Annotated in this window: 14 protein-coding genes; 9 read left to right on the top strand and 5 right to left on the bottom strand. The window is 57.4% G+C overall.

Annotated features, from left to right (window positions below):
* Positions 1-164: 164 nt before the first annotated feature.
* The gene (locus AC27VJ_RS16860; protein WP_162727864.1) at positions 165-674 is read right to left on the bottom strand and encodes a ribonuclease H family protein; all 510 of its coding nucleotides are present in this window, start codon (positions 672-674) and stop codon (positions 165-167) included.
* A 163-nt stretch (positions 675-837) separates the two neighbouring features.
* Between AC27VJ_RS16860 and AC27VJ_RS16855 the strand changes: the two genes are divergently transcribed.
* From AC27VJ_RS16855 to AC27VJ_RS16845, 3 genes are all read left to right on the top strand, one after another.
* Complete coding sequence (locus tag AC27VJ_RS16855; protein ID WP_113089286.1) at positions 838-1,524, top strand: CHASE3 domain-containing protein; 687 nt, start codon at positions 838-840, stop codon at positions 1,522-1,524.
* 89 nt (positions 1,525-1,613) lie between these two features.
* A complete protein-coding gene (locus AC27VJ_RS16850) occupies positions 1,614-2,225 on the top strand; it encodes a J domain-containing protein (RefSeq protein WP_113089285.1) in 612 nt (203 codons plus the stop codon).
* A gap of 129 nt (positions 2,226-2,354) precedes the next feature.
* Positions 2,355-2,759 carry a host attachment family protein gene (locus AC27VJ_RS16845; RefSeq protein WP_488684987.1) on the top strand — a complete coding sequence of 135 codons (405 nt, stop codon included), beginning with the start codon at positions 2,355-2,357 and terminating at the stop codon, positions 2,757-2,759.
* A gap of 73 nt (positions 2,760-2,832) precedes the next feature.
* Here the strand turns inward: AC27VJ_RS16845 and AC27VJ_RS16840 are convergent, their stop codons facing one another.
* The 4 genes from AC27VJ_RS16840 to AC27VJ_RS16825 form a co-directional block, all read right to left on the bottom strand.
* On the bottom strand, positions 2,833-3,906 hold the full coding sequence (locus AC27VJ_RS16840) for an ABC transporter ATP-binding protein (protein ID WP_488684986.1): 1,074 nt from the start codon (positions 3,904-3,906) through the stop codon (positions 2,833-2,835).
* A gap of 13 nt (positions 3,907-3,919) precedes the next feature.
* Entirely contained in the window at positions 3,920-4,768 is an 849-nt protein-coding gene (locus AC27VJ_RS16835; RefSeq protein WP_112501333.1) for a carbohydrate ABC transporter permease, read from the bottom strand.
* The gene (locus tag AC27VJ_RS16830; RefSeq protein WP_077104360.1) at positions 4,761-5,699 is read right to left on the bottom strand and encodes a carbohydrate ABC transporter permease; all 939 of its coding nucleotides are present in this window, start codon (positions 5,697-5,699) and stop codon (positions 4,761-4,763) included. Before AC27VJ_RS16830 ends, AC27VJ_RS16835 begins: the two co-directional genes overlap by 8 nt.
* 74 nt (positions 5,700-5,773) lie before the next feature.
* Positions 5,774-7,033: an ABC transporter substrate-binding protein gene (locus AC27VJ_RS16825; protein WP_488685006.1), complete on the bottom strand. Its 1,260-nt coding sequence runs from the start codon at positions 7,031-7,033 to the stop codon at positions 5,774-5,776.
* Between the two features lie 241 nt (positions 7,034-7,274).
* Between AC27VJ_RS16825 and AC27VJ_RS16820 the strand changes: the two genes are divergently transcribed.
* The 6 genes from AC27VJ_RS16820 (at position 7,275) to AC27VJ_RS16795 (ending at position 12,894) form a co-directional block, all read left to right on the top strand.
* Positions 7,275-8,474, top strand: coding sequence for an ROK family protein (locus tag AC27VJ_RS16820; RefSeq protein WP_488684985.1), 1,200 nt, complete (start codon positions 7,275-7,277; stop codon positions 8,472-8,474).
* 37 nt (positions 8,475-8,511) lie between these two features.
* Positions 8,512-9,612 (top strand): Gfo/Idh/MocA family protein, encoded by a 1,101-nt coding sequence (locus AC27VJ_RS16815; RefSeq protein WP_488684984.1) that lies wholly within the window; start codon positions 8,512-8,514, stop codon positions 9,610-9,612.
* A gap of 17 nt (positions 9,613-9,629) precedes the next feature.
* On the top strand, positions 9,630-10,271 hold the full coding sequence (locus AC27VJ_RS16810) for a ThuA domain-containing protein (protein WP_488684983.1): 642 nt from the start codon (positions 9,630-9,632) through the stop codon (positions 10,269-10,271).
* A 42-nt stretch (positions 10,272-10,313) separates the two neighbouring features.
* Positions 10,314-11,342 carry a hydroxyacid dehydrogenase gene (locus AC27VJ_RS16805; protein WP_488684982.1) on the top strand — a complete coding sequence of 343 codons (1,029 nt, stop codon included), beginning with the start codon at positions 10,314-10,316 and terminating at the stop codon, positions 11,340-11,342.
* Between the two features lie 148 nt (positions 11,343-11,490).
* On the top strand, positions 11,491-12,456 hold the full coding sequence (gene corA / locus AC27VJ_RS16800; protein WP_488684981.1) for a magnesium/cobalt transporter CorA: 966 nt from the start codon (positions 11,491-11,493) through the stop codon (positions 12,454-12,456).
* Between the two features lie 111 nt (positions 12,457-12,567).
* Positions 12,568-12,894 (top strand): hypothetical protein, encoded by a 327-nt coding sequence (locus AC27VJ_RS16795; RefSeq protein WP_488684980.1) that lies wholly within the window; start codon positions 12,568-12,570, stop codon positions 12,892-12,894.
* Positions 12,895-12,956: the final 62 nt, after the last annotated feature.

Here is a 12,956-nt window from a genome sequence, read left to right as displayed (position 1 = left end):
GTTCCGAAAAGCAAACCGCCGATCGTTTGGTGCGAGCAAATTTTCTGACTTCAGCTTTCACCTCTCCTCACGCCTGCATGTCAGGCAATAATTTGAGTTTTTGTGTTTCGATCGCGTGTTGATTGTGCGCACGAATTAGGTTGGGCCGACATCACCGGTCACAGTCACCCTCGCGCACAAGCGGCACCCGCCAACTCGTCCGCCAGCTCATTCCCCGAAACGCCCTGGTGACCCTTGCACCAGGCCACCGTCAAAAGCGGGTTTTCTGCAAGCTTGGCATCCAGCAGTTTCCACAGAGCGGCGTCTGGGATGGTGCGGTTTCGGGCTTTTGGGTTGGGGTTGTATCGCTTCCAGCCGTTGTTTTTCCAGATTGGGCGCCAGTGTTTGCAGCCTTCTACGACGTGCGTTGAATCCGACCAGATTGTTACTTTGAGCGACGGTGCGTGGGTGGTTGCCCATTCTGCGGCTTTTAGCGCGGCGATGAGTTCCAGTGCGTTGTTTGTCTTGGCCGCGAAACTGCCGGATTGCGTGGCGAGCGTCTGGCCGTTGTGGAGAGCGACGAAGGCCCAGCCGCCTTTTTCTTTTGCTGCGTCGTAGGAGCCATCGGCGTAAATGTCGATATGGCCGGATTCTGATTGGCCGGGTTGCGCAAGCAAGTTTTTATCGTCTGTCATCGGTAACTGCATTTCTTATTCGCACAAAAGGAACGGGATTACCCAGCACAGGATTGCTTCGCCGTCCATAAGCTCCTCCGTTTTTCTCGATTGGCAGCACCCTGCACTCCGTGCGATGCTGGTCTTATCCGGGTTCATCCGGGTGCGGATATGACGAACGGAAATGGCGGCACCTGCGATGAGCCAGATGAGCGAATGGTCTTGGGAGTCCTTGCGTCAGAACTATCTGACGGTACCGACCCTGTTACGCTCCATACCCGTGGGTATCGTCATCGCTGCCGGGGTTTTCGCGACGACCTGGACGCACACGCTTCTCAGCGACCATCAGGACATGGTTGTGCATACCTATGAGGCCATCGATACGACGAAGGATGTTCTCATCGCTCTGGATGATGCGGAAACGGGGCAGCGGGGTTATCTGGTCAGTAGCGACAGGCAATATCTCGCACCTTATGAGAAGGCGTTGGGCCGCCTTCAGACGCTGCGGGTCAATCTGCTGAACAGGGTTTCCGACAATGACAGCCAGGTGGCCCGGGTGCGGCAGCTGGGCGTGCTGATCGATGAAAAGCTGGGCGAGTTGAGCCGCTCCATCACGCTGCACGACACTGATGGTGCCGATGCCGCGCGGGCGCAGGAGAGCACATATATGGCGGTTGCGACGATGGATCGCATTCGTGATGTCATCGGGGATATCACCGTCAATGAGCGCAATCTTCTGGAGGTGCGGCAGGCCGAGGTCGAGACCGATGAGTTCCGGATACGGATTGTCGCAATCGCTATCGGGCTGGCCTCATTTCTGACCCGAGCTGGTGTTGAAATGTATCTGACACGGACACGCCGATCAGAATGATTATTCCCTATCGCTGGGGTTGATTATGACGCTCGAAGTTCTATGCCTGCATTCTTGCCGTGATGGCACACTCGGTCCATATAGGCACCATGACAGTTGATTCGAAAATATTCGTTGGCCTCAAGTCCACCCGCAAGAAAAATGCGGTGTCTACCGGCCAGGCCGCAGGCCCGAAATGCCACTGGGATGGCTGCGAGAAGATTGGCACGCACCGCGCCCCTGTCGGCCCAAATGCGGAAGGCCTATATCTGCTGTTCTGTCTTGAGCATGTGAGAGAGTACAACAAGGGTTACAGCTTTACGACGGCGCCATCCAACGCCGACGTCGCGCGCCTTCAGAAGGAAGCTGCCATCGGCAGCCGTAAAACGATTGGCAGCAGGATCAACCAGTCGACCGAAATGCCTCTTCCCTCCACTGAGCGCTCCGGTTCTGCCAAAGTGCTCAACGCGCGGAAAACCGCTGCGCAGCGCGAAGCACAGAAGGCCGAACTGCGAAAGCGCAAGCTGAAGGTCTTGGAAGCCAAAGCTTTCGAAACGCTCGGCCTGTCGCACGATGCTACGCCTGAAGAAATCAGGAGCCGGTACAAGAACCGGCTGAAGATGCACCACCCTGACGTCAATCAGGGCAATCGCAATTCTGAAGATGAGCTACGCGCATCCATCGAGGCCTATAAAATTCTCAAGCTCAATGGCTTTTGCTGAGCGGGTTTGGTGAGGTGACAGCATCGCTGTATGCAAATCCTTAAGGAACGGATTCTCCCGTGACTGGTTATTCAAGCGAGCCAAGGGTCAGATATGACCATGCTTTGAATGCAAGATTGGGAGAAGACTATGGATATTCCACAACACACTGTTGTCGCTGTGGCCGATGGCGAAAAGCTGAGCCTGTTCCGCAATGAAGGCGATGCTCAGAATGTGAAGCTGACGGCGCTTCCGGATGCGGACGTGGACAGTTCCAAGATTTCATCCGGCGCGCGTCACTCCAGCAGCTCCGCAAACCCTGATGACAGCCAGCAGGACGAAGACGGTTTCAGCGCCGGTATTGCCGATATGCTGAACAAGAAGGTTCTGGCCGGCAACATCAAGGGATTGATCGTCGTCGCAGCACCCCGCACGCTGGGTGAGATGCGCAAGGGTTATCACAAGTCGCTATCGGACGTCCTTTTGGGCGAACTCGACAAGGACCTGACCGGCCATTCGATTCAAGACATCGAAAAAGCACTCGCTGCCGCCTAAAGAGATTATGCTGAAATGGAGCGGTTTAACCGCTCCATTTTTGTTTTCTAACTCCTGAATATTTTCCTAATTTTTAAAGCGCCAGTCCAGAAGCTCTGTCAAAGACATGGACGCGGTCTCGGCTGATGTTTGCCGCAAACGGGGTGTTCGTCCGAACCAGTTGCTCGCCATCCACCACCGCCGTAACGTGATGACCGGCAAGATCGAAGATGACATGGGTTTGCGCACCGGTCGGCTCGACCAGCAGCGTTTGTCCGGAGACCGCCACATCACCACCGCCGCCCACGGCGAAATGTTCAGGGCGAAGGCCTATCGTGACGGACTGGCCACGCTTGACCTTGCGGTCTGGTGAGATGCGGATCGCCGTACCGTCATCGAGACGGGCGGCAGGTGCGCCGTCTTCTCCATCGACGATGCATTCGATGAGGTTCATGGCAGGGGAACCGATGAAGGCGGCGACGAAGAGGTTGGCGGGTGTCTTGTAGAGTTCCAGCGGCGTGCCCTGCTGTTCGATGCGGCCCTGGTTTAGGACGACGACGCGGTCGGCCAAGGTCATGGCTTCGATCTGGTCATGGGTGACGTAGATAGACGTCGTGCCAACTTTTTGATGCAAAGTCTTGATTTCGCTCCGCATCTGCACACGAAGCTTGGCGTCGAGATTGGACAATGGCTCATCGAACAGAAAGACGGCGGGATTTCGCACGACGGCGCGGCCCATAGCGACGCGCTGGCGCTGGCCGCCGGAGAGCTGCGATGGTTTGCGCTCGAGAAGGCTGGCGAGATCCAGCATGCGGGCGGCCTCTGCAACGCGCTCATCGATCACGGTTTTTGGCTGGCCTGCGATCTTGAGGTTGAAGCCCATGTTTTCGGCGACAGTCATATGCGGGTAGAGCGCATAGGACTGGAACACCATGGCGATGTTGCGTTCCCGCGGCGTCATCTCGTTGACGACATTGCCGCCAATCATGATGTCGCCATCGGTGATTTCCTCCAGCCCAGCGATCATGCGCAGCAGCGTGGATTTTCCGCAGCCGGAGGGGCCGACGAGCGCGATGAATTCGCCATCGGCAATATCCAGCGAAATGCCATGAATGACACCGAGCGAGCCGTAGGACTTGCGGATATCTTTGAGTTCGACGGATGCCATGTTCTGCTCCTGATCAGGACTTGACGGCGCCAGCCGTCAGACCCGCAATGATGTGTTTCTGTGCTAGGAAAAAGACGATGATGGTGGGCAAGATCGTCATGGTGATGAAGGCCAGAACCAGCTGCCACTCCGTGCCGAATTCGCCACGATAGACCATGATGCCGAGCGGCCACGGGTATTTCGATTCCGAATTGAGCATGATGAGCGGCAGGATATAGCTGTTCCAGCTTCCCACGAAGGAGACGATGCCCACCGTCGCGATGATGGGGCGTGAGAGCGGCATGGAAATGTACCAGAAGAATTTCAGATAACCGCAGCCATCCACGAAGGCCGCCTGAAACAGCTCGTCCGGCAGGTTTCTGAAATAGTTGCGAAACAGCAGGATGCTCATGCCGAGCCCGAATGCCACCTGCGGCAGCACGACGCCCCAATAGGTATCCAGCAGGCCAAGATCGCGGATGCGGATGAACAGCGGCAGGATGGCCGTGGCGGCAGGAAACATCAGCCCCAGCAGAAAGTAGTTCAGCAGGAAATTGGAGCCGAAGAATTTCACGTGCGCGAAGGTGAAGGCTGCCATGGCCGAGACGACGAGCGTGAGGAACACGGTGAGAACGGCAATGACCAACGAATTGAAGATTTGCAGCCAGTAGCGTTTGCCGAAGAGAATATCGCCGTAATTGGACCATTGCCATTCAGCCGGCAGGCCGAAGGGGTTTACGCGCAGATCACCCAGCGTCTTGAAGCCGCCCAGCGCTGTGGTCAACAGCGGCACCAGCACGATGGCTGCGATGAGGCCGAGCGACACATAGAGATAGAGCTTCGTGCTGGTGCTTACGCGGATGGATGTGGAAGTATCAGTCATGGCGCATGAAAATCCTTTTGTAACCAAAGGCGAGCGTGACGCATATGACGAAGAGCACCACGCCGACCGCACTGCCAAGACCGACCTGCATGCGCATGACGCCGTAGGTATAAAGGAAGGTCACCATGGTTTGCGTGGAGTTGGACGGGCCGCCTCCGGTGAGCGGCATGATCATGTCGAAGAGTTGCAGCGAGCCGATCACCGCAAAGAAGATGGAAAGACGCACGGTGGAACCGAGCATAGGCAGCGTGACATAGCGGAACTTCTGCCAACCGGTGGCGCCATCGATTTCAGCGGCTTCCAGAACGTTCTTGTCGACCGATTGCAGACCGGCGATGAACAGCATCATGTGAAAACCGAAATATTTCCAGACGATGACGGCCAGCACCGCATAGATCGCCACATCCTTGTCCGCCAAAACATAAGGGTTGGCGAAGCCGAAGAAGTTGGAGATGGCGGCAAAGAGGCCGTAGTCACCATCATAGACGAAGCGCCAGATCAGGCCTGCTGCGACATCTGCAAGGACGTAGGGCAGGAAGAAGACGAGGCGGAAGGCGACGACGCCCGGAATTTTATGCGCCAGCATCGTTGCCAGCCAGATGGCCAGCGGGATCTGGATGCAGATCGAAATTACGATGATCAAGGCGTTGTTGATAAGTGCCTGCGAAAAGGCCGCATTGCCGAACAACACCTGAAAGTTCTTCAGCCCGATGAAATCGGTGGGCGTGCCATATCCGTTCCAGCGATAGAGGCTGTACCACGCCGCCTCGCCCATCGGCAGGATGACGAAGAGGGTAAAAAGAAGAAGTGCCGGTGGCAGGAAGATGAGCAGCGTCAGGGCACGGTCATGGGCGACCGAGCTTTGTTTGCGCTTCAGCTTCGTCAGTGGTTTGGCCAATGCGGGTGCTGCATTGATGGAAATATTCGTCATCATGTCCGCTTTCGGTTTCACGCGGGGCGAAGGACGCCGCATTCAAGCGGCGGCGTCCTGTCGTTCAGGCGGGATCAGCGAAGCTCGAAGGCATCCTGAATCTGCTGGGCGCCTTCTTCCGATGTCATCTGACCCGAGACGATTTCAACGGAGACGTCATTGACGACGCGACCGACGGCTGCACCCAATGTCTGGTCGAAGAAGTTCTGGTGCCATGTGGACTCCGAGAGTTGCTTGGCAGAGCTGGCCAGCAGCGGGTTTGTCACGGCTTCGTTGGCGCCGACAGCCACCGGCAGGATCATACCGGCCTTGGCCATCTTCTTTTCGTTTTCCGTATTGGTCATGAAGGTGGCGAATTCGATGGCTTCCTTGGAGGCATTCTTCGTGACGGCCCAGCCGTTCAAGCCACCGAGCGTATCTGTTGCCTTGCCCGCGCCGCCTTCGACGGCTGGAAAGGCGAAGCGACCGATATTGTCTTGTGCAAGGCCCTTGCCGTCACCGGCATTCTTGCGCTGGTTGGCTTCGGTATTGTCAAAACCGAGGATCATCGCGGCCTTGCCATCACCGAACACGCCGAGTGCCTGCGGCCATGTGGAGCCGAGATAGCCGGGCTGGAAGGGTTCGAGCTTGCCGAATTCCGCCAGTTGTTCGCCAGCCTTGATGATGGCCGGGTCCATGAAGCCTTTGCCCTCACCCTTGCGGGCTGCATCGAACACCGGCTGTCCGCCATTGCGCATGACGAGGTAGCTCCAGTAGAAATGGATCGGCCATTTTTCACCGCCACCACCGGCAATTGGAACGATGCCCGCAGCCTTGATGGTTTTGACGGCGTTGCCCAGATCGTCCCAGGACTTGATGTCATCAGCCTTCACGCCAGCCTTGGCGAAAAGCTCCTTGTTATAGAAGAAGCTGACGAGGCTGACCTTGAACGGCACGGCCCAGACCTTGCCATCAAAGGAAAAGCCATCGATGGCCGCAGGGTTATAAGCATTGCGAATCTTGCCTCCATCAGCATCGAAAACCTCGGACAGATCTTTCAATGCGCCGGTTTTGGACTGCTCCTCCAGCACGCCGCCGCCCCAGCTATAGAAAAAGTCGGGAACATCGTTGGATTGCAGCAGCGTCGGCAGCTTGGCTTTGAAGGCTTCGTTCTCAAGGAACTGAAGCTGAACATCAACATCCGGATGTTTGGATTCGAAATCCTTGGCAATCTCCTCCCAGACGGCCACGGCTTTCGGATCGAGTTCCACATGCATCCATTTGACCACCGTTGCGGCAGATGCCGCCGCTGTGCCTAACATGAATGTGATGGCTGTGGTTGCGGCAAACGACATCCACTTGCCGCTCAGGCTTGCGCCTGCGTGCTTATTCGTCATGATGGTAATCCTCCCGGGGACGTTCCTCACCAATTATTCCCCAATGCGGATTAATTCATATAAGGACGCGCTCAATGTCAAGGCATATTGCTGATATTTTCAGCTTTACGCTTGACACACCCCCATCTGACCCGGTTATTTAATCCGCAATCCGATATAAATACCGCCTCAGACATTGGCTTGATCGCGACTGGAAATCATGAAGACCGCAGACCCGGAACTGATGCGCGCGATCAATCGCCTGAACGTCCTCGATACCGTGCGTCGTCACGGGCCGATCTCACGGGTGGAGATCAGCGAAAGAACGCAGCTTTCCACCACAACCGTCTCGGCGATTACCGCCTCGCTGCTGGATGACGGGCTGATTCTGTCGCGGCATCTGGGCGACATCCGCACCGAAGGCGCGCGTGGGCGTCCCCGGGTGATGCTGGAACTCAACCCGGATGCGGCGCGTGTGGTGGGTGCGAAGATCGCGGCGAGCCGCATGGTTTTCGTGGTCACGGATTTTTGCGGCAATGTGCTATCCACGCTTGCGCTACCCATCCGCATCGACCGTCAGCCGATTGGCGTCATAGCGGATCTCATCGAGGATGGGGTGCGGCGCTGCGTGGTGGATGCCGGTCTGTCGCTGGAAGATGTCGACATGGTCTGCCTCGGGCTACCCGGCGTCATCGAGCATCGCACGGGAAAAATCCGTTCCAGCCCCGTTTTGCGTGAAGTGAATATAGACTTTGCCGATGAAATGACGGCGCGTTTCGGCACGCCGACCATCATAGAAAGCGATGCCCATGCCGTAACGCTCGGCCACCACTGGTTCGGCAAGGCGCGGGATCTGGAAGACATGGTGCTGATTTCGCTGGAGCAGACTTTGGGGCTGGGCGTGCTGCACCGGAACGATCTGTTTCGCGGTGCCGGTGGCCTCAGCCACAATCTCGGCGATCTCGTGCTGGTCGCCAGCCCGGAAGGCACCGTGCGGCTTGCGAGCCATGCCGGAGAGAATGCCATTTTAGGGTCACGACCTGCGGATGGACGCTTTGCGGAGGCCATTCGGCTGGGCCGGGGCATGCAGCATGCGCAGACGCTGGTGCTGGCGCAGGACAATGATCTCATTGCCGCTGCCGAGCGCGCGGGTGCGGCCATCGGGCTGACGCTGGCCAATATCGTTACGCTGTTTGCGCCACCGCGGGTCATCATCGTCGGGTCCAGTCTGGAACTCGGCGCACCGTTCATCGACAGCATCCGCACCGCCTACGAGACCTCCGTGCCGCCTTCCCTGCAAGGTGTGGCGGAACTGGTTTTCGACAAATCGAGCGACGAATTGTGGGCGCAAGGCGCTGCTGCGGTCGCACTTTACGAGCTTTATGAATCGCCGTGGAACACCACGGGTCCGGCTCTCTGAGGAGGGAGCGGGTTCACATCATGACGGGAGAGAGAACATGAAAAAAGTCGGCATAGGCATCATCGGATGCGGCAATATTTCCGGTGCTTATCTGAAAGCGATGGCATCCTTTCCCATTCTCGACATTCGCGGCGTGGCCGACATGAATGTGGATATGGCAAAGGCCAAGGCCGAGGAATTCAACCTGACGGCCCGGACGGTGGATGAGTTGTTTGCCGACCCGGACATCGAGATCATCGTCAACCTGACGATCCCCAAGGCGCATGTCGAGGTGGCGTTGCGGGCGCTGGAAGCGGGCAAGCACACCTATTCCGAAAAGCCGCTGGGCATCAATTTCGCAGAAGGCAAGAAGCTGGCCGAAGCCGCGAAGGCCAAAAACCTGCGCATCGGCGCTGCCCCCGACACGTTCCTCGGCGGCGGCCATCAGACGGCCCGCACGCTGATCGACCAGGGCGTTCTTGGCATGCCCGTCGGTGGCACAGCCACCTTCATGTGCCCCGGCCATGAGCGCTGGCATCCTAACCCCGCTTTCTACTACGAGGTTGGCGGTGGGCCGATGCTAGATATGGGACCATACTACATCACCGATCTCGTCAATCTGTTCGGCCCGGTGGCCAAGGTCGCGGGCTTTGCCTTCTCGCCACGAACGGCGCGACTGATCACCAGCGAACCGCGCAATGGCGAAAAGATACCGGTGCAGATTGCCACCCATGTTGCTGGCGCTTTGGCGTTCCAGAATGGAGCCATCGTGCAGGTCGGAATGAGCTTCGATGTGGCCGGACACAAGCATGTGCCGCTGGAGCTCTACGGTACCGAAGGCACATTGATTGTGCCCGACCCCAACCATTTCGGCGGCGAAGTACAATTGCTAAAGAAGGGTGGACAGTTCGAAAATCAGGACCTGTCGTCGCCCTATTCGGATGGCAATTACCGCTCCATCGGCGTGGCGGATATGGCGCACGCCATCCGCTCTGACCGGCAGCACCGCGCCAATGGCGACCTCGCCTTGCATGTGCTGGAAGTCATGGAAGCGTTTCAGACCGCATCCGACACCGGCACGACCATCACCATCACCACTGCCGTCGACCGCCCAGCACCGCTGGCGGAATCGCTGGTTGACGGCCAGATCGGCAAATAATTTTAAGGAGGAATGAAATGCGTGAAGCACTGATAGTTTGGGGCGGATGGAGCGGTCACGAACCGCAGGAATGCTCTGTCATCATCAAGGATCTTCTGGAGGAGGAAGGTTTCAAGGTCTATGTCGAGCACAGCACGGAAGCTTTCGCGGACCCATCCGTGCATGATCTGAGCCTCGTGGTGCCGATTGTCACCATGTCCAAGATCGAGAAGGAAGAGATAAAGAACCTTGCTGCCGCCGTCGAAAACGGTGTGGGCATTGCAGGTTACCACGGTGGCGCGGGCGACAGTTTCCGCGAATGCGTGGAATACCAGTTCATGATCGGCGGCCAATGGGTCGCGCATCCCGGCAACATCATCGATTACAAGGTGAATATCACGAAGCCGGATGATCCGATCATGCAGGGGATCGCCGACTTTCCCTACACGTCCGAACAGTATTATATGCATGTCGATCCATCCAACGAGGTGCTGGCAACGACCAACTTTACCGGTGATCATGCGTGGTGGATCGACGGCGTAGTAATGCCGGTGGCGTGGAAGCGGAACTACGGCAAAGGCCGCGTGTTCTATTCGGCGCTCGGCCATGTGGCGAAAGAGTTCGAGGTCCCGCAGATGCGGGAAATCTTCCGCCGCGGTGCAAACTGGGCCGCACGGTAACGAAATAGGGACGGAAGATACCGTCTCATACTGGGAGGTATCATGACAGATCGTAACATCGTGCTGGTCGATCCGCTGCCGCGGACCCTTGAACTAATCATGGAGCCCGATGTTCGCGCCCGGTTGGAAAAGCTGGGTGAACTTGTCATTTCGGAGGATCGGCAGATGCCTGCGGAGCAGGTGGATGCCCTTCTTCCCGATACCGTCCTGATCTTCGGCCAGACCGACATGCCAAAAGAAAGGCTGGATCGCGCGCCAAAGCTCAAGGCGATCATCAACGTGGAATCCAACTTTCTGCCAAATATCGACTATCAGGCCTGCGTCGAGCGCGGCATCTGGGTTATCGCACCCGCCTCGGCTTTTTCATCGCCCGTTGCGGAAGCATCGCTCGGCATGGCGCTCGATCTGGCACGCGGCATAACCCTCGCCGACCGCCAGTTTCGCGAGGGAACCGAGGAATATGGCCTTGCCGGAAACGTCGATACGTTCCGCTATGCCGGTGCGCCCATCGGCATCATTGGCTTCGGGGATCTCGGGCGCGAATTGCGGGAACTGACCCGACCGTTCAAGAACGCGGTCCATGTCTACGATCCATGGCTACCGCCGGAAATCATCGAACGTCTGGACTGCATTCCGAGCACGCTGGATGACGTTTTTTCCAAATCCCGCGGCGTTTATGTCTTTGCCAGCGTAACCAGTGAAAATCAGGGCTTTATTGGCAAACGGCAGTTCGACGCCATGCAGCCGGGCTCTGCCTTCCTGCTGATGAGCCGCGCTGCGGTAGTGGATTTCCCGGCGATGCTCGACGCTGTTAAATCCGGCCATATCCGCGCGGCGACCGACGTGTTTCCCGATGAGCCCGTCCCGGCGGATGATCCTGTCCGTTCGATCCCCGGTCTGTTACTTTCTGCGCACCGCACTGGCGGAACGCTCGATGCGTTCTACAGACTGGGTTCCATGGCAGTCGCAGACGCGGAGCTGATCATGAAAGGCTTACCGCCACAGCTGTGCAGACGCGCCGATCCCGCCACGGCCAGCAGGCTTCGCTCGAAACCCGTCAGCGTGTCTTGATCCCGTTCTTGCTCTAAGCGAAGCGTTAGGCAGCGACTTTCATCATCGTTGCGCTTATCGTCTTCAGGCTTTCATGGCGCGTCGAGGGAGCGAATTTCTTTCCCTCGCGTTGTTGAGAGCTCCTCCTTCATCCCGCGCACAGGCTCCCATGGCAATCTTAGCATCCTATCTATACCGAGACGGCAAACGCGCCGAAGAGGTGCCGCTGAGCGGCAAGGCATTTGAATCGAAAGACGGGGAATTCGTCTGGATCGGGCTGGTCGATCCGACGGCGGAGGAACTGAAAGACCTGAAAACCATGTTCGGCCTCCACCCTCTTGCGGTGGAAGATGCGCTGAAAGGCAAACAGGTACCGAAAGTCGATGTCTACGGCGACCAGCTTTTCGTCGTCGCAAAGACGGCTCACCTCGAGGGTGACAAGATCGTCTATGGCGAGACCTGCATCTTCGTCGGCTCGGATCACCTCATCTCCGTCAGGCACGGTTCGGCCCGCGCGCATAAGGAATTGCGCGAACAGCTTGAACATTCGCCGCGGCTTTTGCGACAGGGGCCGGACTATGTCCTGCACGGCATCATCGATTTCGTCGTGGATGGCTATCTGCCGATTATCGAGACGCTGGAAGACAAGGTTCTGGAGCTGGAAAAGCACGTCCTCGTCTCGCTGCTACAGCCGGAACAGATCAGACGCATTTTCCGCATGCGCCGTCAGGTCATCCGTTTTCAGCGGATTCTGGGGCCGATGGCGGAAGTGGTGGGTAAGCTCAGCCATCTCGAATTGCCCTGTGTCGATGAGAATGTTCAGCCCTTCTTCAAGGATGTCCATGACCACATCCGCCGCGTGGATGGCATGGTGAGTGGCCTGCGGGAAATCATGACGTCTGTGTTTGAGGCATCCAACCTGCTGGAGCAGCAGCGGCAGGGTGCGATCACACGACAGCTGGCGGCATGGGCCGCCATTCTGGCTGTGCCGACGGCTATCGCCGGCATATATGGCATGAACTTCAAGAACATGCCGGAGCTGGAAACCCGTTACGGCTACTTCATCGTTCTGGCGGTGATTGCGGCCATGTGTTCCGTGCTATACGTGCGCTTCAAGAAGGCCGGTTGGCTATGACTACAGTCCGGCGAGGACGATTTACCAAATGACTCCAAGGCTTCAGGGAACTCTGCGACTCCCCACCGGTTAGGGTAGGTGCAGATAACGAAAACCTTGGAGGAAACACACATGAAAAAGTATCTCATCGCATCGGTCTTCGCTTTGAGCTTCGCATCGCTTGCTGTTGCGCAAACAGGTGGCAGCGGTTCAGGTGGCACAGGCGGCAATGGCGGATCAAATGCAGGTTCGGGCACATCTAGCGGCTCGACAAGTGGTTCCGGCACCAACGGAACATCCGGCACAGGCATGAACAATTCGAACTCGAATATGAACAGCGGTTCCGGTGCGGGTGGTAACACAAACAACACCAACTGTGTCAACGGCGCTGCATCCACCCAGAACAGCACGACGACAACAGGCACGACCGGTACGACTGGCACAGCCTGCCCGAACTAAAGCGACCATATCGCCGACATACGCAAAGCCGGGGCATCAGCCCCGGCTTTCTTTTTGATTGA

Source organism: Agrobacterium sp. 20P9.1.2 (assembly GCF_057799395.1).
The sequence above is the reverse complement of the archived record's forward strand: the minus strand, read 5'-3'. Positions and strand labels throughout refer to the sequence as shown.

What these genes read in the sequence shown, in the direction of transcription:
- AC27VJ_RS16860 (WP_162727864.1), bottom strand. Translation starts at nt 674, where the DNA reads ATGACAGACGATAAAAACTTGCTTGCGCAACCCGGCCAATCAGAATCC.
- AC27VJ_RS16805 (WP_488684982.1), top strand. Translation starts at nt 10,314, where the DNA reads ATGACAGATCGTAACATCGTGCTGGTCGATCCGCTGCCGCGGACCCTT.
- AC27VJ_RS16825 (WP_488685006.1), bottom strand. Translation starts at nt 7,033, where the DNA reads ATGTCGTTTGCCGCAACCACAGCCATCACATTCATGTTAGGCACAGCG.
- AC27VJ_RS16850 (WP_113089285.1), top strand. Translation starts at nt 1,614, where the DNA reads ATGACAGTTGATTCGAAAATATTCGTTGGCCTCAAGTCCACCCGCAAG.
- AC27VJ_RS16820 (WP_488684985.1), top strand. Translation starts at nt 7,275, where the DNA reads ATGAAGACCGCAGACCCGGAACTGATGCGCGCGATCAATCGCCTGAAC.
- AC27VJ_RS16815 (WP_488684984.1), top strand. Translation starts at nt 8,512, where the DNA reads ATGAAAAAAGTCGGCATAGGCATCATCGGATGCGGCAATATTTCCGGT.
- AC27VJ_RS16830 (WP_077104360.1), bottom strand. Translation starts at nt 5,699, where the DNA reads ATGACGAATATTTCCATCAATGCAGCACCCGCATTGGCCAAACCACTG.
- AC27VJ_RS16840 (WP_488684986.1), bottom strand. Translation starts at nt 3,906, where the DNA reads ATGGCATCCGTCGAACTCAAAGATATCCGCAAGTCCTACGGCTCGCTC.
- AC27VJ_RS16845 (WP_488684987.1), top strand. Translation starts at nt 2,355, where the DNA reads ATGGATATTCCACAACACACTGTTGTCGCTGTGGCCGATGGCGAAAAG.
- AC27VJ_RS16795 (WP_488684980.1), top strand. Translation starts at nt 12,568, where the DNA reads ATGAAAAAGTATCTCATCGCATCGGTCTTCGCTTTGAGCTTCGCATCG.
- AC27VJ_RS16835 (WP_112501333.1), bottom strand. Translation starts at nt 4,768, where the DNA reads ATGACTGATACTTCCACATCCATCCGCGTAAGCACCAGCACGAAGCTC.
- AC27VJ_RS16810 (WP_488684983.1), top strand. Translation starts at nt 9,630, where the DNA reads ATGCGTGAAGCACTGATAGTTTGGGGCGGATGGAGCGGTCACGAACCG.
- AC27VJ_RS16855 (WP_113089286.1), top strand. Translation starts at nt 838, where the DNA reads ATGGCGGCACCTGCGATGAGCCAGATGAGCGAATGGTCTTGGGAGTCC.
- corA (WP_488684981.1), top strand. Translation starts at nt 11,491, where the DNA reads ATGGCAATCTTAGCATCCTATCTATACCGAGACGGCAAACGCGCCGAA.